Here is a 23,797-nt window from a genome sequence, read left to right on the forward strand (position 1 = left end):
TGTCTTACCCAGGATTACGCTGATTAAGCTGATTATCTTGATTTGATCTTTTGTGATTTTATAAATGATTAAAAAAGATTGGGGAGATGATAGCAGTTTTGGATCTTTTTTGGAAGATTTTTAGCTTTTGGAAGATAAAAGAATAAATGAAAAAAAGAAAGGAGATAAGAATGGATATACCATTCTCATCTCCCCAAATCTTTTTTAATCATTTATAAAATCACAAAAGATCAAATCAAGATAATCAGCTTAATCAGTGTAATCCTGAGTAAGACAAACTCCGCGCGCTTATTTCTCGGAAGAAAGTCCTGCTCCAATGAACTCCCGGTTGAGGCGGGCGATATTGGTGAGGGAAATTTCTTTCGGACATTCAGCTTCGCAGGCGCCGGTATTGGTACAGCTGCCAAAACCTTCCTTATCCATTTGCGCTACCATGTTGAGGGCGCGGGATTGTTTTTCTGGCTGGCCCTGTGGCAGCAATGCCAGCTGGGAAACTTTTGCAGATACGAACAGCATGGCAGAAGAGTTCTTACAAGCTGCTACGCAGGCGCCGCAACCGATACAGGCAGCAGCCGCAAAAGCCAGGTCAGCTTTGTTTTTATCTACCGGTAAACAGTTCGCATCCTGTGCGTTACCTGTATTTACGGAAATATAACCGCCTGCTTCAATGATACGGTCGAAAGCGGATCTGTCTACTGTCAGATCTTTAATTACCGGGAATGCACCTGCTCTCCAGGGTTCTACCGTAATGGTGTCGCCATCTTTGAAAGCGCGCATATGCAGCTGGCAGGTAGTAGTACCATCCCACGGACCGTGTGCGCGGCCATTGATATGCATGGAGCACATACCGCAGATACCTTCGCGGCAATCGTGATCAAATGCTACTGGTTCTTTGCCTTCATTGATCAGCTCTTCATTCACCACATCAAACATTTCCAGGAAAGACATTTCAGAAGAAATGTTTTTTGCCTGTAATGTTTCAAATCTACCCTGATCGTTTTTGTTTTTCTGCCTCCACACTTTTAATGTGAGGTTCATGTTATAATGTTCCATATACCTTGGACAATTATTTGATTTATAATCCTGGTTAACCGTTAAACAGTTTACCAATAACCATTATTTGTAGCTACGCTGTGTTGGTTTACATTCAACGAATTCCAGCGGTTCTTTGTGCAGTTCATACTGGCCATCGCCTTTGTATTCCCATGCAGATACGTAGCTGAAGTTTTCGTCGTCACGTTTTGCTTCCCCTTCATCTGTTTGTGATTCTTCGCGGAAGTGGCCACCACAGGATTCGCGGCGGTTCAGCGCATCAATGCACATTAATTCGCCCAGTTCCAGGAAGTCGGCCACACGACCGGCTTTTTCCAGTTCAGGGTTGAATTCATTGGCTTCACCGGGAACACGAACATCTTTCCAGAACTCGGCACGCAGCGCTTTAATTTCTTCGATCGCTTCTTTCAGTCCCTTTTCATTACGCGCCATACCGCATTTTTCCCACATGATCTTACCCAGTTTCTTGTGGAAGAAATCGACAGATTTGGTGCCTTTGATGTTGATGAACTTATTCATGGTTTCCCTTACTTTATTTTCTGCTTCCACGAAAGCAGGATGGTCGGTAGGGATTGCCTTTGTGCGGATTTCATCTGCCAGGTAATTACCAACGGTATAAGGAATAACGAAGTAACCATCTGCCAGCCCCTGCATCAGTGCAGATGCACCCAGGCGGTTAGCGCCGTGATCAGAGAAGTTTGCTTCTCCCAGGGAATACAAGCCGGGAACGGTAGTACCCAGTTCGTAATCCACCCAGAGGCCACCCATTGTGTAGTGTACTGCAGGATAGATACGCATAGGCAGTTCGTAAGGATTTTCACCGGTGATTTTGGCATACATGTCGAACAGGTTACCATATTTCTCGGCTACTACTTCTTTACCCAGTTTAATGATTTCTTCTTTGGAAACATTGGAAAGCTGGCGTTTACCCACTTCAATATTACCATAACGTTCGATGGCTGCGGCAAAGTCGAGGTATACGGCCTGTTTGGAAGTACCTACGCCATAACCGGCATCGCATCTTTCTTTTGCTGCACGGGAAGCCACGTCGCGGGGAACGAGGTTACCGAATGCAGGATATCTTCTTTCCAGGTAGTAATCCCTTTCTTCTTCAGGAATGTCGCTGGCTTTGCGGGTATCGTTTTGTTTTTTGGGTACCCAGATACGGCCATCGTTACGCAGTGATTCTGACATGAGGGTCAGTTTCGACTGGTGATCGCCGGAAACCGGGATACAGGTAGGATGGATCTGCGTGAAGCAGGGGTTAGCGAAGTAAGCGCCGTTCTTGGTAGCTTTCCAGGCGGCAGTTACGTTAGAACCCATTGCGTTGGTAGACAGGTAGAACACGTTGCCATAACCACCGCTGCAGATCAGCACGGCATGACCGAAATGGCGTTCCAGTTCGCCGGTGATCAGGTTACGTGCAATGATACCGCGTGCTTTACCATCGATTTTCACGATGTCGAGCATTTCGTGGCGGTTATACATTTTCACGTTACCCAGCGCTACCTGGCGTTCCAATGCGGAGTAAGCGCCGAGGAGCAGCTGCTGACCGGTTTGACCAGCAGCATAAAAAGTACGTTGTACCTGCGTACCACCAAAAGAGCGGTTACTTAACAGGCCACCGTATTCACGTGCAAAGGGAACACCCTGTGCCACGCACTGATCTATAATATTACCGCTCACTTCTGCCAAACGGTGTACGTTCGCTTCGCGGGCGCGGTAGTCACCACCTTTTACTGTGTCGTAGAATAAGCGGAAAACAGAGTCACCGTCATTCTGATAATTTTTTGCCGCATTGATACCACCCTGGGCAGCAATACTGTGCGCGCGGCGCGGACTATCCTGAAAGCAGAATGCTTTTACTTTATATCCCAACTCTCCTAATGAAGCCGCTGCTGAAGCGCCGGCCAAACCAGTACCAATGATAATTACTTCCAGGTTGCGCTTATTGGCAGGGTTCACCAGTTTACAGTGTCCTTTATAGTCTTCCCATTTGGAATTTAATGGTCCGGCAGGAATTTTTGCGTCAAACATATATCCTTACTTTACAGAATTATTTGAAATAGATTACAACGGGGATGATAGCGAAACCGATAGGGATTGCGATACCAAACAACCATATGCCAATGAAGCTGAGTAAGCCGTTGTATTTTTTATGATTTAAACCAAAGGTCTGACAGGCGCTTTTAAAGCCGTGGACCAGGTGGAAGGACAGACCGATCATACCGATCACGTACAATGCTACCAGCCAGCCATTCTTAAAGGTTTCATAAGATAAAGCGTACAGGTCTTTCAGCGGTTCAATGCTGCCTTCATAAGTGCGGGTGGGCATTTCCGTGTAGTGGAATTTCCCCCAGAAGTTAACCAGGTGGATAACGATGAAGATGAAGAGGATACTTCCCATAATGGCCATCTGACGACTGAACCAGGAAGATGTCTGATTGCCCGGGTTCACGGCATATTTCACCGGACGGGCTGCTCTGTTGCTGAATGTGAGCTGGAGCGCAATAAACGCGTGCAGCAGTATCACAATTTTCAGCCCCCAGGCAATAAACTGAATCAGGCTGTTGTGTCCCATAAACGCAGCGTATGCGTTAAAGGCTTTGCCTTCGTCGTTATACAACAGCTGGAAATTACCTGCCAGGTGTACAATAACAAAACTGCAAAGAAACAAGCCGGTAGCACCTACCAATAACTTCTTACCGATAGAGGTATTAAAGAACTGTGACCACTTCATAAGTAAAATTCTAAGCTTCCTAGTATAAAAAGATGTTTGAAATGTCGGGCAAATTTAACGCAGGAAAAATAAAAACCAAATGATATTTATCAGGTTTTCACACGCATATACTATTATACGCATACATTACGTATTTATAATCATATAAACACGCATAATATCTTTCATTTTGTAATGAAAATTAATATTATTCCAGCCGTTTTAACATGATATTATCTACCATGTTAAACAGGTGTAATGGTTGATATGTCCGCCATTTATCATCATCGAGCAGGTGAACATAGTAGTGCAAACGGGCTCTCTCAAACTCTTCACGGGTTTGTATTGGCATGTTCAGGCTTACGATCCAACCGCCTTCATCGCGGATATCTTCCCACCATTCTTCATAATAACAATCATCGGAAGAATGGAAGTTCATTACATTTTCCGTGATGAGGATATATTTTGTGATGCCTTGTGCGATGAGGGTATCGATGATGTTGCGCTTCATAGTCATGATGTCGTTATCAATAGCATCATTCCATTCTCCCAGTAATTCTATGATGGCGAAGTTAAACTGGTAATCTATGAAGAGGATTTTCATGTACAGGTTGCGTGAGCCAAATTCATCCCACTGTGGATGTATATAATAGTTATACACCGAATTGGAATATTCAAACTCACTGTATTCCCTTCCGTAAAACGGAGAGTACTCATCTTCTTCGGCGGTGTACAAATGCCGCCAGTTGTAATATGGCTCTATGTTATGCATACCTGGTTTCTGGGTACAAAAATTTTTAAATCATTTTCCGGTAAAGTCGTCCACTGCCTTTTTCACGCTGCCAGCCTTTAACAGCAGTTGTTGCGCCTGTTCGTAGTCGGTGAGTGACAATTGTTCCATGAGCATTTTCACGCCGCGGTCTACCAGCTTTTCGTTACTGAGCTGCATGTTCACCATTTTGTTATCTTCTACCCTGCCGAGCTGGATCATTACGGCGGTAGACAGCATATTCAGCACCAGCTTCTGCGCAGTGCCGCTTTTCAGGCGTGTGCTGCCCGTAACAAACTCCGGCCCTACCACTACCTCCACGGGGAAGTCGGCGGCTGCAGATACCGGCGTATCCGGGTTACAGCTGATACTGCCCGTAACAATACCGTGCTTACGGCATTCATTGAGGGCGCCTATTACATACGGCGTGGTGCCGCTGGCCGCGATTCCCACCACCACATCTTTATCAGTTATATTATACGCCTGCAGATCTTCCCAGCCCTGTGTGCGGCTGTCTTCCGCAAACTCCACTGCTTTACGTATAGCTGTATCGCCGCCGGCAATCAATCCTACCACCAGTCCCTGCGGCACGCCAAAAGTAGGCGGGCACTCAGAGGCGTCTACCACGCCTAAGCGGCCACTGGTACCGGCTCCCATATAAAACAGGCGGCCACCTGCCAGCATTTTATCTGCTACGGCAGTCACCAGTTTCTCTATTTGCGGGATCGCTTTTTCCACGGCTAACGGAACGGTCTGATCTTCTTTGTTCATGTTCGTCAGCAGCTGCTGCACGCTCATCTTTTCAAGGTGACGATAGTGTGAAGGCTGTTCCGTTACTTTTACAAATGACATATTGAATGGTTAAAAATGATTAACGATGATATTCCAGCAAACCTTCCATTGGCGTGCGCAGCACTTTGCCCATTGGCAATTCATAGAGTTCGCACAATTCGCTGATAATGTCGCGGAAATGCCAGGCAACCCCACCGGTAAAGTGTAGTGCAGTGGTCCAGCTTTCCCTGTATTTATAAATATGATTGAAGAAAAAGTCGTTCAGCCCGTCTTCCAGGATATTCTGAATCATATAGTGCTCGCGGTTTTCCGACAGAAACTCTGTAAACCCAGCCAGGTATCGGTTGGCTAACGGCTTGCGGTATACGTTTTCCAGGATCTCATCTTTATTGGTATGGTACTTATATTCAAAGCGGGCGTGCAGGTCGTCATCAAAACTATGGTAGAGGTAATACTGGAGTACTTTACGCCCCAGATAGGCGCCACTACCTTCATCGCCGAGGATATAACCCAGGCCCGGATTGTTCTTCACCACCTCTTTCCCATCGTAGTAACAGGAGTTGGAGCCGGTGCCTAAAATGCTTACCACACCTTCCTGTGTGCCGCAAAGTGCACGGGCAGCGCCCATAAGGTCGTGCTGTACATCGTATGCAGCAGCCGGCCATACGGCCTTTATAGCATCGGATACCAGCTGCAGGTTCTTTGGCTGCGACAGGCCGGTTCCGTAAAAATATACTTCTGTTACCGGTTGGCCGGCAGGTAACTGTGGTACCAGTTCCTTTTCGAAAATGGCCTTGATCTGCTCCGCAGATTGAAAATACGGACTCACGCCCTGCGTTTTCAATACCAGCGGTTCCCCCTCGCCCAGCAAGCCCCATTCCGTCTTTGTAGATCCGCTGTCTGCAATTAACTTTATTCCAGCACCCATATCCGGTTATTTATGAAATTTAAGAATCCTAAAAGTTTGCACCCGATTTATGCTATTTTTGTCACAATTTAAACAAAAGGGGTTCATAAAAACAAATGGCCCCTTTAAGTTTAAGTGATGATGATACATGTATGCAGCAGATTGCTTTCCGCCAGGTGCTTTTGCTACATGAATACAAAGATTGGTCATATAAATTAGCGGGATAATAATCTGATTATGTCTAACAGGAAGTTGAATGTTTTTTTACCTCTTCTCTTTGCAGTTGTATTAGCCCTGGGAATGTTCCTCGGACATAAAATGCCTGGATCGAACAACGGAGGGGGCACTGTATTTTTCACCAAACCCAACAGGGGCCCGTTACAGGAAGTGATGGACCTGATCAAAGCGAAATATGTAGATTCACTCAATACAGATGATTTACAACAAGAAGCCATAGAAGGGTTGCTAACCCACCTGGATCCTCACTCCATATATATACCACCTTCTGAACTGCAACGGGTGAATGAAGATATGGAAGGTAACTTTGAAGGGATCGGGGTAGAATTCAATATCACTGCCGATACGGTGAACGTGGTGAGTGTGCTGAGCGGCGGCCCGTCTGAAACCGCAGGCGTGCAAACCGGTGATAAGATCCTGAAAGTGAACGACAGCCTGGTAGCCGGCAACAGCATAACTCCGGAAAAGATCCGTAAACTGCTGAGAGGCCCTGCCGGTTCTACCGTGAACACCATTGTATTACGACAGGATAAAAAAATCACCATTCCCATCAAAAGAGGCGTTATTCCTTTATATAGTATAGATGCCAGCTACCTGGCAGCTCCCGGTGTGGGCTATATCAAGATCAGCAAATTCTCTGCCACTACCTACGATGAGTTTATGAAAGCCATCCGTCTGCTGGAAAAACAAGGCATGCAGAAACTGGTCATTGACCTCAGACAGAACCCCGGCGGTTACCTGGATGCGGCCACCCGCATAGCCGATGAACTCATCGACGACCAGAAACTGATTGTATACACGAAGGGGAAAGACTTCCCACGCACCGATTATAAAACGAAACGGCCGGGTCTTTTTGAAAGAGGCGCCCTCGCCGTACTTACGGATGAAGGCTCTGCTTCCGCCAGTGAAATCCTTGCAGGCGCCATACAGGACTGGGACCGTGGCACCGTTATTGGCCGCCGCACTTTTGGTAAGGGCCTGGTACAGGAACAGTACGACCTGGACAACGGGGGCGCGCTGCGCCTTACCGTGGCCCGCTATTATATTCCTTCCGGCAGAAGTATCCAGAAGCCCTATGGAAAAGGGCATGATGATTATGATGACGACATCATTGAACGTTATCACCACGGGGAAATGGTGAACAAAGACAGTATTAAAATAACCGATACCGTGCTTTATAAAACAGCAGCAGGCCGCCCGGTTTACGGCGGTGGCGGTATTACCCCGGATATTTTCATTCCGTTTGATACTTCCCGCTTTACACCTACTTTAACGGCCATTTATACCCGCAATACGTTCAGCAACTTTGCGTATCAGTATTATACCACGCACAGGGAAATTTTCAAATCTTATAAGAACGCAGAGGCTTTCACCAAAAACTTCCAGGCTACGCCTGAACTGATCAGCGACTTTAAAGCATACGCTAAAAAAGACAGCGTACCTGGCCTGGATCATCTTACGGCCCGTGACGAAATAGAAATCCGGACAAGGCTCAAAGCCATGCTGGCACGCCAGCTGTACAGAACGGAAGGTTTCTATGAAGCCATTAATGCAGAAGATCCTATGGTAAAGAAAGCGCTTGAAGTAGTGAGCAAGGAAAAGGGCGCTGCGGAGTAATCGCCTTCGGCGATTTTTAAATTGTCTTGGAGCAGGATTACGCTGATTATACTGATTTGTAGGATTTGATCATATTTGATTTTAAAAGATTAAGGGAGATAGGAGTGAGTACCACTTCTATCTCCCTTAATTCTTTAATTGATTTTATTTTCAGGGATTTTTAAAAGACTAAGGGAGATAAAAAGCGATATCCGCTTCTATCTCCCTTAATCTTTTAAAATCAAATATGATCAAATCCTACAAATCAGTATAATCAGCGTAATCCTGCTCCAAGACAATTTAAAAGCGCCGAAGGCGCTCCCTCGTTACTGGTTCTTACGCTGCATCTTAGGCAATGACTGAACGATCAGGTCGTTCATTACGTTCACTGCTTCATCGAGATAGATGTCTTTGGTTCTGATCCTGATCCAGTCCTTGTTACGGGCTATCTTGGAAGAATCGCTGCCAAATTTCTCCATATCGGATTTGATATTTACGATACTGAGTTCTTTTACTTTATCATTTACTGCATCATATTTTTTGAGTGCAGCGGTATTTGTTTTTTGTTCTGTTTTATAAGTCTGCAGGTTCAGGGAATAAGTTTCCTGTTTTTCCAGTTTCTTTAAAGTGTTCAGGTTTTCGTTGAGCAATTTGAAAGCTGCGCTGGAGGCCATTCTTTTTTCGCTGCTCTTTTTCAGAGATTCTGCATTTACCGGGTTATACCATGCGGTGAAGCTTGCGCGGGGGATTTCATCCCATGCCAGTGCATCGGAATCTTTGCGTTCGGCTACTTCGTAGTATGGATCAGGCAATACGATATCTGAAGCCACGCCTTTCAGCTGGGTAGAGCCTCCATTTGCGCGGTAAAATTTCTGCTGGGTAAGTTTCAGGGCGCCGAGGCTGCCACCGTCTTTCACCGGGTAGAAATCATCGAGGTTGAAGAGACGCTGTACAGTGCCTTTACCAAATGTTTGAGTGCTGCCGATGATCACTGCGCGTTTGTAATCCTGCATGGCTGCAGCCATAATTTCGGAAGCGGAGGCGCTGTATTCATTTACCATGATAGCCAGTGGTCCTTCGTATTGTACATTTTTATCGCGGTCACGCAGTACTACAGCGTCGCCACCACGGGAACGTACCTGTACCACGGGGCCTTCCGGAATAAACAGACCAGCCATTTGCACTACATCCTGGAGGGAGCCGCCGCCGTTAAAGCGGAGATCGAGGATGATGCCTTCCACGTTTTCTGCTTTCAGTTTAGCTACTTCTTTGGCAACGTCTTCCGCGCTGCGGGCGCCGTTACGGTCGTTGAAGTCGGCGTAAAATTCCGGCAGGTAGATGTAGCCTATTTTATGTTGTCCGTTGATGATCGCTGATTTGGCGAATGTTTCTTCGGTAACAATTTCATCACGGATGATGGTGATATCTTTATTGGTACCGTCCACGCTTCTTACGGTCAGTTTAACGGGGGTACCTTTTTTACCACGGATCAGTTTCACCGCATCTTCTACGGGGTAACCTGTGATATCCACTGGTTCAGTATTTCCCTGGGCTACTTTCTGGATTACATCGTTTGCTTTCAGTTGTCCCTGTTTCCAGCTCGGACTTCCGGTAACGATGCTTACCACGCGGATTTTGTCGCCTTCTTCTTTCAGCTGTGCGCCGATACCAAAGAACTTACCGGCCATCTGTTCTTCGAACGCGCGTTTTTCATCCGGCGGGAAGTAGTCGGTATGCGGATCCATCGTAGTGGTGATTGCATTTACGTAGAGGTTAAAGCGATCATTATCGTTCTGCCTGTTTTTCAGACGTTCAAAATAACGGTCGTACAGTTGTTTCACCTTTACGCGGGCTTCTGCTTCCAGTTCCACATCGGTTTTGGTTTTAATACTGTCTTTCCCTTTATCTTTTTCTCTCATTTCCTGGAGATCGGTCAGTTTTTCCAGCGTACGGTATTTCAATACTTTGCGCCAGGCTTCTTTGCGGGCATTTTCATCAGCAGGAAAATCCACTTTATCCGGGTCCAGTGTTACCTTTTCATCCACAGTGAAATCAAAAGGTTTTGACAGGATTTCGGGGTAGATCGCCGCGGCTTCAGCCACCCGTTGTTTAATCAGGGTGTTGATGCTGCGGAAACAGTCGATCGGCGCGCCTTTCAGTTCATCATCAATATGAACGGCAAGCGGCATGAGCTTATCCACATCTGTTTTCAGGAAAAATTTCTTTTCCGTGTCCAGGCTACGCAGGTATTTATTAAAAACTTCGGTGGAGAATTTATCATCTATTGCTTTAGGTTGATAATGCCCTTCTTTCAGCATCTGCCCTACCAGGTTCATGATCACCTCGTAACGACCGGGAGGATCGTCATTATGTCCGAGCTTATTAAAAGCCAGCACGCCTGCGGAGATGCTAAGCAGCACAACCGGTATAATCACTTTCAGTCTCATATGTATCTCAATTGAACTTAAACGTTGTCAAATCAAATATAAAATAAAATCACCCGTCGGTCGTGCAATTTATTTCCTTTTAACAAAAAATTGGGCCAAACGGGCACCAGGCGAGATACATGGCTGAAAAGCGTTGCTTTTCCCGCTCGCTGCAGTACCTGTAAAGGTGTAGTTGCCGATAGCTCCGTGACCCGGGGTATACCGGGAGGAACCCCGCCTTAAAGGTGGACCTGAAGTAAACGATTAAGGTGGCTGGAATGTTTTATTCTTTCACCAGCTTATACACCGCTCCTTTAAAGCCGCTGCTGCCGGAAGTGCTGGCAAGCATATATAATTCGCCCTGTTCATCCTCTCCCCAGCTGAGGATCTGGAGGTTATCTGCCGGGCGACCGGTGAGTTCCAGGGGAGCGCTGTCCCATTTTTGCCCGTTGGGCGTGAGTACAAAGGCTTTGCCGTTATAATCGCCGAAAACATATAATCCTTTCAGTGCCGGGATGGCGCTTCCGCGATATACATAGCCACCGGTGATACTTATCCCCACATCGTGGCTGTATTCGTGGATAGGTGCAATCAATGCCGACTTGTCCGCGCCCGCAGGCACATTATAATCGTGATTGCCTTCCAGGATCCGCCAGCCGTAATTGCCTCCTTTGGTAATGATGTCTACTTCTTCATACTTATTCTGTCCCACATCACCCGCAAAAAGCATCCTGGTAGTTTTGTCGAAGGAAAAGCGCCAGGGGTTGCGAAGGCCATAGGCCCATATTTCAGGCCGGGTGTCGGGCCGGTTAACGAAAGGATTATCCGGCGGGATGGAATAGGGTGTTCCATTGACATTTATTCTTAATATTTTACCCAATAAAGTATTGAGATCCTGACCGTTGCCAATAGTGCCATGCTTATCGCCGCCACCGCCGCCATCGCCAAGCCCCACGTAGAGGTAGCCATCCGGGCCAAACTGCAGCTGCCCGCCATTGTGATTGGATTCCGGCTCATCCACTTCCAGCACAATTCTTTTGGAGGCTGGGTTAGCCACATTTGGATTTCCTGCTGTGGTGGTAAACTCTACCAGCCGGCTGGTGTGGTTGAAGCCGGATTTTTTAGCAGGCGAGCTATAGTACACATAAAACTTGTGATTCGATTTAAAATCGGGGTGAAAGGCCATCCCCAGCAGCCCCCGTTCATCATATCCCGGATTTACGGAGATCATATCGCCGCTTACATCCAGGAAAGGAGTGGGAAGCAGCTTGTTTTGCTGCACAATCCATACTTTCCCTTCTTTCTGACAGAAAAATAACCTGCCGGAACCATCCCCGGGCACGGCCATATTTACCGGAGATATGAACTGGTCTGTTACCAGCTGCAGCTTCGCTTTCCGGGGCGCATTAGCCGGAGGCTCCGGGCCATCATCATTTGAATTGTTGCCCGCACAGGCAAACTGTATGAATATAGCCGGTAATAAAGCCCGGAAAATAAGGGTATGTATTTCCATAGAACTGCGGTATTAATGCAGAATAAATATAAACCAGAAAGCCGAAAAGAAGAAGTGATTGTGGTGAGCGGTGAAGCGGATTGTCCGATATTCTGCCGGCGCCGGTTCTGATTTTTGTACCTTCGCAAAAAATCATCAGGTTGGACACTACGGCACCGAAAAAGAACGACCCATACGCTTCGCTACGCTTTCCGGAATTCAACTATTACCTGGTAATCCGCTTTGCGCTTGTATTTGCGCTGGCCATGCAATTTGCCATTATAGAATGGAAGGTATATGAAATTGCAAAAGATCCCTTCTCACTGGGATTGATAGGTTTGGCAGAAGTAATTCCTGCTGTGTTGCTGGCGCCGTTTGCTGGTCATATGGTGGACAAACGCGAGAAGCGGGGCATGCTCCTCAACTGTGTGATTGCTTATCTTTTTATCAGCTCGGGACTATTCCTGTTAACCTGGGACCGCGCAGTGGCGGGCATCTCAAAGCACTGGGTGCTTAACCTCATTTACCTGCTGGTTTTCCTGGGCGGTATTGTGCGGGCCTATACAAGTCCTTCCAACTTTACCCTGATGTCGCTGCTGGTACCGCGTGAATTATACGCCAACGCCTCTACGTGGAGCAGTTCTGCCTGGCAGATAGGCGGTGTACTGGGGCCTGCGCTGGGCGGGCTTTTCATTCACTGGTTCGGGGTACACTGGTCGATGTTGATGGTGGTATTTATTTTCCTGGCGCCTCTATACAGTTTGCTGAAGATAAAGCCCAAGCCGGTTTATTATAAACCGAAGGGGGAAAGTTTTGTGACGGGTCTTACTGAAGGAATGCGGTTTGTATGGAAAACCAAAGTGGTATTGAATGCGATGGCGCTTGATATGTTTGCGGTGTTGTTTGGCGGTGCGGTGGCGATGTTACCGGCATTTGCCACAGATGTGCTGCATGTGGGTTCCCTGGGATATGGATTGCTGCGTTCTGCCCCTGCGGTGGGCGCGTTGGTCACCATGTTTATACTGGCTCATAAGCCATTGGTGAACAAACCGGGCATCAAGCTGCTGGCGGCGGTATTTGGTTTTGGATTAACCATTATATTGTTTGGTCTTTCCACGAGCTTTTACCTGTCGATGTTTGCGCTGCTGATCAGTGGCGCGCTGGATGGTATCAGTGTAATCATACGGCAAACGATCCTGCAGTTAAAAACGCCGGACGATATGCGCGGGCGGGTAGCATCGGTAAGTTCCATGTTTGTGGGTTCTTCCAATGAGCTGGGGGCCTTTGAAAGCGGCTTTATGGCCAGGGCAATGGGTTTGGCGCCATCGGTGGTATTTGGAGGATGTGTTACGCTGGGTGTAGTGATCACCACTTACATTATCTCGCCGGCTATGCGCAAGCTGGATCTGAAGCCATAGCGGGCGGCGGGTAGCCTTTAACAGCACTAACCGCCTTTACCTATAAATCCATCTTTTCTTTTAACTTTTCCAGCACATAATAAACAGCCGGGCAAACGGTGCTGTTTTCGTAGGTGATCTTCGGGCGTTTAAAGAAGTCGTAACTGTCTGTATAGGGATAGTTGGCGCAATCGCCGGGGCGTACGTCATAGATGCCACAGTAGTTGTCGGCGCCCAGGAAAGGGCACGGCGTGAACTTCACCACATAGTCTTCATCCTTATCAAGCCGGAGGTAGGTTTCAATAAAATCGCCTTCCTTCATGCCTAGGTGCTTTGAGATGCGCCTGATATCGGGCCCTTTAAAACGGGGACTGATGGTTTTGCAGCAGTTACCGCACTGGAGGCAGTCGATTTTACTGAATGCTTCTTCGTGCAGATCCGGCAACAGTTTCTCCACTCCTTTTCCACGGCGGGTTTGCAGTTTTGCGAGGAACTGTTTATTCGCTTTTTGCTTGTCCTGGGCCTTCTGTTCCCAGTCTTCTAATATTTTGCTCATTTGCTGCAAAGATAGGTAAATAGTCTGTGGACAAAATTATGACATATACCCTTATCCCTGAAGTATCATTTATCACTGTTTTCCCCCGCCAATATTGATTGTTTGGCCGTTGCTTAAAATCTGCATAGCTTTGCGCATTCTATTTCAAATTACCTGCTTACATCATGAATCTTTTTGATATTCAACAAAATGAATTCGTGCACCGTCACATAGGGCCGAATGAAAGAGAGACCAACCAGATGCTGGAAACCATCGGGGCCTCCAACCTGGACCAGCTGATCAGCAAAACCGTTCCGGGCGCCATCCGTATGCAACAGCCATTGGCTATTCCTGCAGCGATGAGTGAAAGTGATTATCTCCGTCATCTGAAGGACATATCACTGAAAAACAAAGTATACCGCAACTATATTGGCCAGGGTTATTTTGATACCATTACACCGAGTGTTATTCTGCGTAATGTATTTGAGAATCCAGGATGGTATACCCAGTATACGCCTTACCAGGCAGAAATTTCCCAGGGCCGCCTGGAAAGCCTGCTGAACTACCAGACGATGGTATGCGATCTGACCGGACTGCCAATTGCCAATGCTTCCCTGCTGGATGAAGCCACTGCAGCAGCAGAGGCCATGACCATGTTCTTCAATGCGTTGAATAAGGATCATGACCATGTAACCAGGCCTAAATTTTTTGTAGATAACAACGTATATCCGCAAACGCTGGATGTAATTCATACCCGCGCTACCCCGCTTCACATTGAAGTAGTGGTAGGCGATTACAAAACTGCTTCCTTCGACGAATTATACTTCGGCGCGCTGATCCAGTATCCCGACAACGTAGGCGCTGCAGCCGGTTACCGTGCTTTCATTGACCAGGTACATGCGGCGGGTGCATTTGTAGGTGTGGCAACAGATCTGCTGGCACTGACCCTGCTCACCTCCCCCGGCGACATGGGCGCTGATGCAGCCTTTGGTTCTGCACAACGCTTTGGTGTTCCATTGGGCTTTGGGGGTCCGCACGCTGCTTTCTTTGCAGTAAAGGATGACTTTAAACGTTCTATCCCTGGTCGTATCATCGGTGTGAGCATTGATGCCAATGGCGGCCGTGCGCTGCGTATGGCACTGCAAACCCGTGAACAGCACATCAAACGTGAAAAAGCGACTTCCAATATCTGTACAGCACAGGCCCTGCTGGCCAACATGGCCGCCATGTATGCCGTATATCATGGTCCGGAAGGGCTGAAAAATATTGCTACCCGTATTTCCCTGCTTACCAACACACTGGCGGGCAAGCTCAAGGCCAAAGGGCTGAAGCTGGCGTCAGACAGCTTCTTCGATACTATCGTAGTAGAAGGCGCTGATGTAAAAGATGCAGCAGAAGCATTGGGTATCAACTTCCGTTACTTCGCCAATGGCAACGTGGGTATCTCTCTCGATGAAACCACCACCATTGCTGATGTAAACGATATCCTGCACGTATTTGGCGCAGGTACTACAGATGCAGCAGCCATTTCTGGTGGCACCACCGGTATCCCTGCCGATCTGCAACGTACTTCTCCTTACCTGCAATACCCTGTATTTAACAGCTATCACAGCGAATCACTGATGATGCGTTACCTGAAGATGCTGGAAAACAAGGATCTTTCCCTGAATACTTCCATGATCTCCCTGGGTTCCTGCACCATGAAGCTGAATGCAGCTACCGAGATGATTCCTTTGAGCTGGGCACACTGGAGCAAGATGCATCCATTTGCACCGAAAAACCAGGTAGGCGGCTATTTACAGATGACCGAAGAATTGGGAGAATACCTCAGCAAAATTACCGGCTTCGACGCATGCAGTCTGCAACCCAACAGTGGCGCACAGGGCGAATACACCGGCCTGCTGGTGATCCGCGAATACCAGAAGAGCAGAGGTGAAGGCCACCGTAATGTAATGCTGATCCCGGTCAGCGCCCACGGTACCAACCCTGCATCTGCAGTAATGGCAGGCTTTAAGGTAGTGATTGTAAAAGCACTGGAAAACGGCTACATCGATGTAGACGATCTGAAAGCAAAAGCAGCCACCTACAGTAAAGACCTCGCCGGTATCATGATCACCTATCCATCTACCTATGGTGTATATGAAGAAAGTGTAAAAGATATCTGCGCTACTATACACGAACATGGCGGACAGGTATATATGGACGGCGCCAACATGAATGCCCAGGTAGGTTTAACTGCACCCGGACTGATTGGCGCAGATGTTTGTCACCTGAACCTGCACAAAACTTTCGCTATCCCTCACGGTGGCGGCGGTCCCGGCATGGGCCCTATCTGCGTAGCCAAACACCTGGCGCCATTCCTGCCAGGACACGTTACGCTGAATGATGGCAAGCCATCCAACGCAGTATCTGCAGCGCCATTTGGTTCTGCCAGCATCCTGCTGATCTCTTACGCTTACATCCGCATGCTTGGATTCAACGGCGTTAAACAGGCATCTGAATTTGCTATCCTGAATGCCAACTATATGAAGGCAAAACTGGAAAAAGCATATGACATCCTGTATACCGGTGTTAACGGCACCTGTGCGCATGAATTCATTGTGGACCTCCGTCCGTTTAAAGCAGCTGCCGGTATTGAAGCGGAAGATGTAGCCAAACGCCTGATGGATTATGGCTTCCACGCTCCTACCATGAGCTTCCCGGTTCCTGGCACTATCATGATTGAGCCTACTGAAAGTGAGGATAAAGGTGAGCTGGATCGCTTCTGCGATGCCTTGCTGGCTATCCGTGAAGAGATCCGTGCGGTAGAACTGGGTCAAAGCGATAAACAAAACAACGTGCTGAAAAATGCACCGCATACCCAACAGGTGATCACTGCTGATGAATGGACCCGTCCATACAGCCGTCAGCAGGCAGCCTTCCCGCTGGAATATGTGAAGGCAAATAAATTCTGGCCTTCTGTAAGCCGTATCAACAATACATTCGGCGACAGGAACCTGATCTGTACCTGCGAACCTGCAAGTGCATATGAGGAAGCAGCGGTATAAGCTGTTGGTTTAAAAATTAAAAGAGAAGGGGATAGATGTTACGTCTATCCCCTTCTCTTTTTTTACAGATATATAACGGTTATTGTAAGACAGGCTCCAGTACTTCCAGGCGCCCATCGATTGGCTGGGTAATATCCAGGCCAAGTATTCTTGCTACTAACGGGTACACATGTACGTTTTCGAAAGTGGCGATGCGGGTGTGTGGCTTAAAGGCCGGGCCCCAGGCCATGAATACAGCGTTCATGTTGGTGAGGTTATTATCATACCCATGATGACCTGGACTTGCTTTTTTTGCCGGTGTAAATATATAGTTGGCTTCTGCCAGCAGGATAATATCACCGATGCGGTTATAAACATCTTCCTGGCCATAATGCCATCTTTCCGGTGTTTCCTTTTTCAGGTAAGCCGTATAGTGGTTTTCGTGTTGTTTAAGATAATCATATGCGGCTTTGATTTCCTCGTCGGTTTTACCGTATAGCATTACCTTTTCGTTTCCTGGTATACTTTTCAGGGGTTGCAGTACGGGTGCATCGGGCAGGGTGATGGTGTGAGTAGTATCTGCCTGCATCATACCGTGATCGGATACCACGATAAAATTTACCGGCAGATGCAACTGTTCTACTTCGGCCACCATTTTGCCGATGGCGGCATCCACAAATTGTACGGCGCTGCGTACACTGTCGGCGTCCGGCCCCCAGGAATGTCCCATGTGATCCACTTCGGGGAAGTAGAAGGTAATGAGGTGCGGGCGTTGTTCTTCCGGCAGGCGGAGCCAGTTTATTACTGTTTGGATGCGTTGATCGATCCCTGTTTTTTCCTGGTATTTAAAATAGTAGGTAGGGCGTACGTTTTGTATGGCGCTTTCTGAGCCTACCCAGAAATAGCTGGCGCTGATCATTTCCTGTTTCTCCGCCAGTACCCATAGTGGTACGCCGTTGTACCAGGTGCCGTCTTCCACGGCGGCGCGGTTGCCCACTTTGTAAACAGCATCTCTTTTACGGTCGTAAAAAAGATTATCCACCAGGCCGTGATGCGCCGGGTAAAGACCAGTAGCCAGGGAATAGTGATTGGGAAACGTAAGGGATGGAAATGCCGGCTGCATAGCAGTAGCGCGAACGCCTGCTCCCGACAGCCGCAACAGGTTTTGTGCATTGTATTTTTCGGCGTAGTCGTACCGGAAACCATCAATGGAGATCATGATCACATAGGGCCTCGACTGCTGCGTGGCGCTGTTCTTTCTTCCTTCCACTACCAGCTGGGCTGTATCCTGGGTATAACCGGCAAAGCTGATCGATAACAGGACGGCGGCTAATAAAAAAATCCTTTTCACTATTTATGGTATTTATGATTGCATGGTAATAATTGGGGAAGAATAACAGATGATGGGTTATGACGTGGAGGCAAATTAGAAAACTATTTCCATTCAAAACCATCGGAAGAAATTATATATCCGTTAATAAAAGATAGATATGAGTTGCCACAACTATTAAATCTTCCGTAAACATGTAATAATATTTTACCACATATCATTACAAAATGGCTATAAACAGGCAAAATGATAATCACTAAATAAAAAATTATATATATAATTTTAATTAATTAATTGTTTATCTATATATTAGCCAACTGAAAAACCATCTAACAACTATGTCTGATTACACCTTTATTACGACTGAGGAACATTTTCTATTACAGGACGCGCTGAAGAGAAACAAGCAACAGTTAACAAAATTCACCCTTATCGGTTTGGGGCTGTTATTCATTGCTGCTGTGATACCGCAAATTTATTTATACACTCACAACAACCTGGGTGATGCGGATGATTCGCTCCTGTCTTTCAAAAACCTTTGGTTCTGGGTATGGCTGTTATGCTTTGTGATAGCGTTGATATTTGCGTTGATAAAAGTAACAGATATACGCTACTGGGCCATTAAAAAAGACCTGACAGCCTTACAGAAAGCCACCCTGCAGGCGCCGATGGAAGCGGTATACCTGGAAAACAATGATACACAAACCAATATTATGATCCTGCTGGAGAATAAGAAAAAACGCCTGTTTTACTGGATGCGTGGTGCGTTGGAAGGATACAGGGCGGGGCAGGAAGTGGAGATCACCTATGCCCGTTATTCCCGCGTGATCATCAGTATCAACAAGAAATAATCCACCAAAGTTTTTAAGTGCCGGCCCTGTGCGTGTAGCCTACCTGCTAACGTACAGGGCTATACTATTGCCATTGACGGTGATAAATTTCCCTGTCCCTCCGGAAATTTTCCTGACTTTTGTAGCCAGATATAATTGTTACTCATGAACCTTGCACAATTTCAGGAATATTGCCTTTCACTCCCTGGCGTTACAGAAGAGTTTCCTTTTGGAGATGAAACCCTGGTATATAAAGTTTGCGGAAAAGTATTTGCCCTCAGCGGTCTTTCAAATTTTGAATCCATTAACCTCAAATGTGATCCGGAAGAAGCCGTTGAGCTGCGGGAGCGATATGAAGGTGTGATCCCCGGCTATCATATGAATAAAAAACACTGGAATACCGTTGATGTGCATTCCGGCATTCCCAATAAGCTGCTGCTGGGATGGATCAGGAACTCGTACGAGTTAGTAGTGGCGAGTTTGCCAAAGAAAGAAAAAGAGAAACTGGGCCGGTAACCGTTCCCCACATAGCTGCCAGCCATCCCCCGTTTTTTTATTACATTAGCCCGAAATCTAAAATAAACTGTTTATGAGAAAATGGCTGCTGCTGGCCTGTGCCGCGCTGTTTGTAATTCCCGCGGCGTGTAAAGCCGTTAACCAGGATTCACTCTGGATGTATGAACACTACACTAAAAAAGAAGTGTACATCACCATGCGCGATGGCATTAAGTTGTTTACATCCATTTACCTGCCAAAAGATCAATCAGAGAAACATCCTATCCTGATGACGCGCACGCCTTATTCCTGCGCTCCTTATGGAGAAAACGCCTTCCGTCCGTTATATAAAAATCATTACAAAGAATACCTGAAAGAAGGCTACATTATGGTCATACAGGATGTAAGAGGCACCTGGATGAGTGAAGGTAAATTTGTAAATGTAAGACCTTTCAATCCTGCTAAAAAGGGAAAGAAAGATATTGATGAAGCCAGTGATACCTATGATACTATCGACTGGCTCGTGAAAAACCTCAGCGGCAACAACGGTAGCGTAGGAATATTTGGTATTTCCTATCCCGGCTTCTACTCTACTATGGCTGCGCTGAGCGGTCATCCGGCACTGAAAGCGGTGAGCCCGCAGGCGCCTGTTACGGATTGGTTTTTGGGAGATGATTTTCATCACAACGGTGCTTTCTTTATCGCAGACGCTTTTTCTTTTTATACCGTATTTGATCACCCACATCCCAAACCCACTACAGAAGGGCCAAAGGGCATTGATTACTACACGCACGACAACTACAAATACTACCTGGAAACCGGCGCATTGCCCAACTTCGCTAAAATCATCGGCGACAGCGTAACCTTCTGGCATGAAATGTACGCACATCCTACTTACGACAGCTGGTGGAAAGCCCGCAACGTGCGTAACTTTCTACAAAATGTAAAACCTGCTATGTTGATTGTAGGAGGCGTGTTTGATGCGGAAGATTGCTTCGGCGCCTGGAATACCTATCAGGCAATTGAAACCAAAAGTCCGGCTACCAACAACCGTATTGTAATGGGACCCTGGTACCACGGTCAGTGGGCATCCAACGATGGCACCCACCTGGGTAATGTGCGCTTTGGCAGCAACACCGCCGAATACTATGCACAAAACGTTGAAATTCCTTTCTTCAATTATTACCTTAAAGGCAAAGGCGCTGCACCGGATATCGCAGAAGCCACTATTTTCTTCACCGGCGAAAACAAATGGAAACAACTCCCTAAATGGCCTCCGGCTAACATGGAAGATGCACCGGTTTATTTGCAGGAAGATGGTAAGCTTTCCTTCACCAAACCCGCTGTTACCAATAGCTTCAGCGAATACGTAAGCGATCCGGCCAAACCCGTTCCGTATACAGAAGACGTACATTTTGGCCGTACCATCAACTATATGACCGATGATCAGCGCTTTGCCTCCCGCAGACCTGATGTAGCCGTATTTGAAAGTGAAGTACTGGACAAGGATATTACCCTGGCCGGCCCGTTAGTAGCGGACCTGATTGCCAGTACCAGCACTACAGATGCCGATTTCATCGTGAAAGTGATTGATGTATTCCCTGATGATTTCAAATATGAAGAAGACGCGCCTACCGAACATCGCCGGGTGCCTTCTGCTACCTACCCGATGGGGGGCTACCAGATGCTGGTACGTGGAGAGATCATGCGTGGCAAATTCCGCAACAGCTTTGAAAAGCCGGAAGCATTTGTGCCCAATCAACCTGCTGAAGTAAAATTCACCATGCCGGATGTGGCGCATACCTTCCAGAAAGGACACCGCATCATGATCCAGGTACAAAGCAGCTGGTTTCCGCTGTCAGACCGGAACCCGCAGCAGTTCATGGATATTTACAAGGCTACAGACAAAGATTTTAAAAAGGCCACTATCCGCATCTACCACGATACGCAGCACCCTTCCAACGTGGTGCTGCCGGTAGTGAAATAATGATTTACCGGGGTGATGCTAATGGTGTCATCCCGGTAAAAGGCTTGCGGGTGAAATATTATATTGATTAACTTGCATCATCTTTAAAAAGCCTTATTTTAACTAACATTTCGGTCTATTATTTATGAAGTACAAAAAATACCTGTTCATAGGAGCCCTGGGATGCTTATCCGTACAAGGTTTCAGTCAGGCTAAACCTGCACCTAAGAAGCCCGTGGCCAAAACAGCCGTTAAGTCACCGGTATTAAAAAACAAGCTGGATTCCGTGAGCTACGGAATAGGAGTTAGTATTGCCGAGAACCTGAAAGCCCAGGGACTGGAAAATGTGAATCCCGCCCTCCTGGCCAAAGCAGTACAGGATGCGTTGAAGAACAAACCGTTAACACTGTCAAAAGAACAATGTGATATGAGCATAAGTAATTATCTGCAGCAGCTGAAAGCAGACAAAGCTGCCAAAAACCGCGAAGCAGGACTTAAATTCCTGGCGGAGAATAAATCCAAACCAGGAGTGGTAACACTACCCGATGGTTTACAATACCAGATCCTGAAAGAAGGCGATGGTCCTAAACCTACCGCCGCCGACAAAGTAAAAACGCATTATCACGGTACATTAATCGATGGTACGGTGTTCGATAGCTCTGTAGACAGAGGACAGCCCATTTCCTTCCCGGTAGGCGGCGTGATCAAAGGCTGGACAGAAGCCCTTCAGTTAATGCCAGTAGGCTCTAAATGGCGTCTTTTCATCCCTTCTGAGCTGGCGTATGGCGACCGCGGTGCGGGTCCAAAAATCGGCCCGGGTGCGGCGCTGATATTTGATGTGGAGCTGCTGGCGATAGAGCAGTAATGCAGCGGATGGAGCGCCTTTGGCGCTTTTAAATTGTCTTGGAACAGGATTAGGATGATTATGTTGATTGCACTGATTTTCCCATTTTTTGTTGTTTGGTATTTTGGGGAGATGAAAGCGGGTATTTGATTTTATTATAACGAGATTAACAAATTCGGGGAGATAGCAGCAAATGTTTTTGCTGTTATCTCCCCGAGATATTTTAGTACAAAAATCAATAAAATCAAATACCCGCTTTCATCTCCCCAAAATACCAAACAACAAAAAATGGGAAAATCAGTGCAATCAACATAATCATCCTAATCCTGCTCCAAGACAATTTAAAAGCGCCGAAGGCGCTACTCCCCTCTAAACACCCGCGGGCGGCGTTGTTCCAGCAGGAAGAAGTCTGCCAGTACCATAGCGGTAACGGCTTCCAATACTACCGGTACGCGCAGCGCGATGCAGAGGTCGTGACGGCCCTTCACGCTGAAAGTTTCCACTTCCCCGCTTTTAATGTTGAGGGTTTGTTGTTCTTTAGGTGTGCTGGATGTAGGTTTCACCGCAATGCGGAAAACCAGCGGGTTACCGTTGGTGATACCGCCTACTACTCCGCCTGCATGATTGGAGGCCGTTTTACCGGTTTTATCGATGATGGGATCATTATGTTCGAGTCCTTTCATTTTAGCGGCGGCAAAGCCGGCGCCAAACTCAATACCTTTGATGGCGGGAATCGCAAAAACGGCATGAGCCAGCGCGGATTCCAGCGAATCAAAGAAAGGTTCGCCCAGGCCAATGGGCAGGCCATTCACCACGCACTCCACGATACCGCCTACCGAATCTTTTGCTGCAATCGCGGCTTCCAGCCCAGCTTCCGGATCGGGATTACCTCCTACTTCCGTGATGGTGGCATTTACCTGGATCTCTTCACCCAGGATCTTTTTGGCGATTACACCGGCTGCCACCAGGTTGAGGGTGAGCCTGCCGCTGAAATGTCCGCCGCCGCGATAGTCTTCAAAGCCGCCGAACTTTTCGGTAGCTACAAAATCGGCATGCCCCGGACGCGGGAACTCCCGCAACTTTTCGTAATCAGTGCTGCGGGTATTGTTATTTTCAAAAAGAATGGTAACAGGCGCACCGGTAGTAAAATCGTTAAAAACGCCTGATTTGATAAAGGGCAGGTCTTCCTCCTTGCGGGGCGTAGTGCCCCTGGAGCCGCCTTTACGACGTTCCAGGTCTGCCAGGAAATCTTCCTGCTTTAACGGGATACCTGCCGGTATACCATCTATATTTACGCCAACGCTGGCGCCATGTGATTCTCCAAAAACATTTACCCTGAATAATCTGCCAAAACTGTTCACACGCTGATGATTTAAAGTGAAA

18 protein-coding genes are annotated in these 23,797 nt (G+C 47.2%); 7 read left to right on the forward strand and 11 right to left on the reverse strand.

Annotated features, from left to right (window positions below; translation table 11 throughout):
• Nucleotides 1–288: 288 nt before the first annotated feature.
• The 6 genes from ACMXI2_RS22045 to ACMXI2_RS22070 form a co-directional block, all read right to left on the reverse strand.
• Complete coding sequence (locus ACMXI2_RS22045) at nucleotides 289–1,053, reverse strand: succinate dehydrogenase/fumarate reductase iron-sulfur subunit (protein ID WP_483778223.1); 765 nt, start codon at nucleotides 1,051–1,053, stop codon at nucleotides 289–291.
• A gap of 63 nt (nucleotides 1,054–1,116) precedes the next feature.
• On the reverse strand, nucleotides 1,117–3,090 hold the full coding sequence (locus ACMXI2_RS22050; RefSeq protein ID WP_483778224.1) for a fumarate reductase/succinate dehydrogenase flavoprotein subunit: 1,974 nt from the start codon (nucleotides 3,088–3,090) through the stop codon (nucleotides 1,117–1,119).
• A 19-nt stretch (nucleotides 3,091–3,109) separates the two neighbouring features.
• A complete protein-coding gene (locus ACMXI2_RS22055; protein WP_483778225.1) occupies nucleotides 3,110–3,793 on the reverse strand; it encodes a succinate dehydrogenase cytochrome b subunit in 684 nt (227 codons plus the stop codon).
• A 187-nt stretch (nucleotides 3,794–3,980) separates the two neighbouring features.
• Nucleotides 3,981–4,544: a hypothetical protein gene (locus ACMXI2_RS22060; protein WP_079470450.1), complete on the reverse strand. Its 564-nt coding sequence runs from the start codon at nucleotides 4,542–4,544 to the stop codon at nucleotides 3,981–3,983.
• A 30-nt stretch (nucleotides 4,545–4,574) separates the two neighbouring features.
• Nucleotides 4,575–5,393, reverse strand: coding sequence for an N-acetylmuramic acid 6-phosphate etherase (gene murQ / locus ACMXI2_RS22065; protein ID WP_483778226.1), 819 nt, complete (start codon nucleotides 5,391–5,393; stop codon nucleotides 4,575–4,577).
• Between the two features lie 19 nt (nucleotides 5,394–5,412).
• Entirely contained in the window at nucleotides 5,413–6,261 is an 849-nt protein-coding gene (locus ACMXI2_RS22070; RefSeq protein ID WP_483778227.1) for a BadF/BadG/BcrA/BcrD ATPase family protein, read from the reverse strand.
• Between the two features lie 216 nt (nucleotides 6,262–6,477).
• On the opposite strand from ACMXI2_RS22070, the gene ACMXI2_RS22075 reads away from it, so the two are divergent.
• Entirely contained in the window at nucleotides 6,478–8,094 is a 1,617-nt protein-coding gene (locus ACMXI2_RS22075; RefSeq protein ID WP_483778228.1) for a S41 family peptidase, read from the forward strand.
• A 305-nt stretch (nucleotides 8,095–8,399) separates the two neighbouring features.
• Here ACMXI2_RS22075 and ACMXI2_RS22080 read toward each other — a convergent pair whose 3' ends face one another.
• Both ACMXI2_RS22080 and ACMXI2_RS22085 read right to left on the reverse strand, forming a co-directional pair.
• Nucleotides 8,400–10,520, reverse strand: a complete 2,121-nt coding sequence (locus ACMXI2_RS22080; RefSeq protein WP_483778229.1) for a carboxy terminal-processing peptidase — start codon at nucleotides 10,518–10,520, stop codon at nucleotides 8,400–8,402.
• Nucleotides 10,521–10,782: 262 nt separating this feature from the next.
• On the reverse strand, nucleotides 10,783–12,012 hold the full coding sequence (locus ACMXI2_RS22085) for a PQQ-dependent sugar dehydrogenase (protein WP_483778230.1): 1,230 nt from the start codon (nucleotides 12,010–12,012) through the stop codon (nucleotides 10,783–10,785).
• A 140-nt stretch (nucleotides 12,013–12,152) separates the two neighbouring features.
• Here ACMXI2_RS22085 and ACMXI2_RS22090 point away from each other — a divergent pair, with 140 nt between their 5' ends.
• Nucleotides 12,153–13,409 (forward strand): MFS transporter, encoded by a 1,257-nt coding sequence (locus ACMXI2_RS22090; protein WP_483778231.1) that lies wholly within the window; start codon nucleotides 12,153–12,155, stop codon nucleotides 13,407–13,409.
• A gap of 40 nt (nucleotides 13,410–13,449) precedes the next feature.
• On the opposite strand, the gene ACMXI2_RS22095 is transcribed toward ACMXI2_RS22090, so the two are convergent.
• A complete protein-coding gene (locus tag ACMXI2_RS22095; RefSeq protein ID WP_079470457.1) occupies nucleotides 13,450–13,944 on the reverse strand; it encodes a YkgJ family cysteine cluster protein in 495 nt (164 codons plus the stop codon).
• A gap of 164 nt (nucleotides 13,945–14,108) precedes the next feature.
• Here ACMXI2_RS22095 and gcvP point away from each other — a divergent pair, with 164 nt between their 5' ends.
• A complete protein-coding gene (gcvP, locus tag ACMXI2_RS22100; RefSeq protein WP_483778232.1) occupies nucleotides 14,109–16,970 on the forward strand; it encodes an aminomethyl-transferring glycine dehydrogenase in 2,862 nt (953 codons plus the stop codon).
• A gap of 79 nt (nucleotides 16,971–17,049) precedes the next feature.
• Here the strand turns inward: gcvP and ACMXI2_RS22105 are convergent, their stop codons facing one another.
• Nucleotides 17,050–18,300, reverse strand: a complete 1,251-nt coding sequence (locus tag ACMXI2_RS22105) for an alkaline phosphatase family protein (RefSeq protein ID WP_483778233.1) — start codon at nucleotides 18,298–18,300, stop codon at nucleotides 17,050–17,052.
• Between the two features lie 317 nt (nucleotides 18,301–18,617).
• Here ACMXI2_RS22105 and ACMXI2_RS22110 point away from each other — a divergent pair, with 317 nt between their 5' ends.
• From ACMXI2_RS22110 to bamJ, 4 genes are all read left to right on the forward strand, one after another.
• A complete protein-coding gene (locus ACMXI2_RS22110) occupies nucleotides 18,618–19,130 on the forward strand; it encodes a hypothetical protein (RefSeq protein WP_483778234.1) in 513 nt (170 codons plus the stop codon).
• 144 nt (nucleotides 19,131–19,274) lie between these two features.
• A complete protein-coding gene (locus ACMXI2_RS22115) occupies nucleotides 19,275–19,625 on the forward strand; it encodes an MmcQ/YjbR family DNA-binding protein (protein ID WP_483778235.1) in 351 nt (116 codons plus the stop codon).
• 73 nt (nucleotides 19,626–19,698) lie between these two features.
• Nucleotides 19,699–21,591, forward strand: a complete 1,893-nt coding sequence (locus ACMXI2_RS22120; protein WP_483778236.1) for a CocE/NonD family hydrolase — start codon at nucleotides 19,699–19,701, stop codon at nucleotides 21,589–21,591.
• Between the two features lie 124 nt (nucleotides 21,592–21,715).
• Nucleotides 21,716–22,435 (forward strand): BamJ family beta-barrel-assembly machinery protein, encoded by a 720-nt coding sequence (gene bamJ / locus ACMXI2_RS22125; RefSeq protein WP_079470465.1) that lies wholly within the window; start codon nucleotides 21,716–21,718, stop codon nucleotides 22,433–22,435.
• Nucleotides 22,436–22,773: 338 nt separating this feature from the next.
• Here the strand turns inward: bamJ and ACMXI2_RS22130 are convergent, their stop codons facing one another.
• Nucleotides 22,774–23,775 carry a chorismate synthase gene (locus ACMXI2_RS22130; protein WP_483778237.1) on the reverse strand — a complete coding sequence of 334 codons (1,002 nt, stop codon included), beginning with the start codon at nucleotides 23,773–23,775 and terminating at the stop codon, nucleotides 22,774–22,776.
• Nucleotides 23,776–23,797 lie beyond the last annotated feature (22 nt).

The organism is Chitinophaga sp. G7 BAM 1005 (assembly GCF_057126945.1).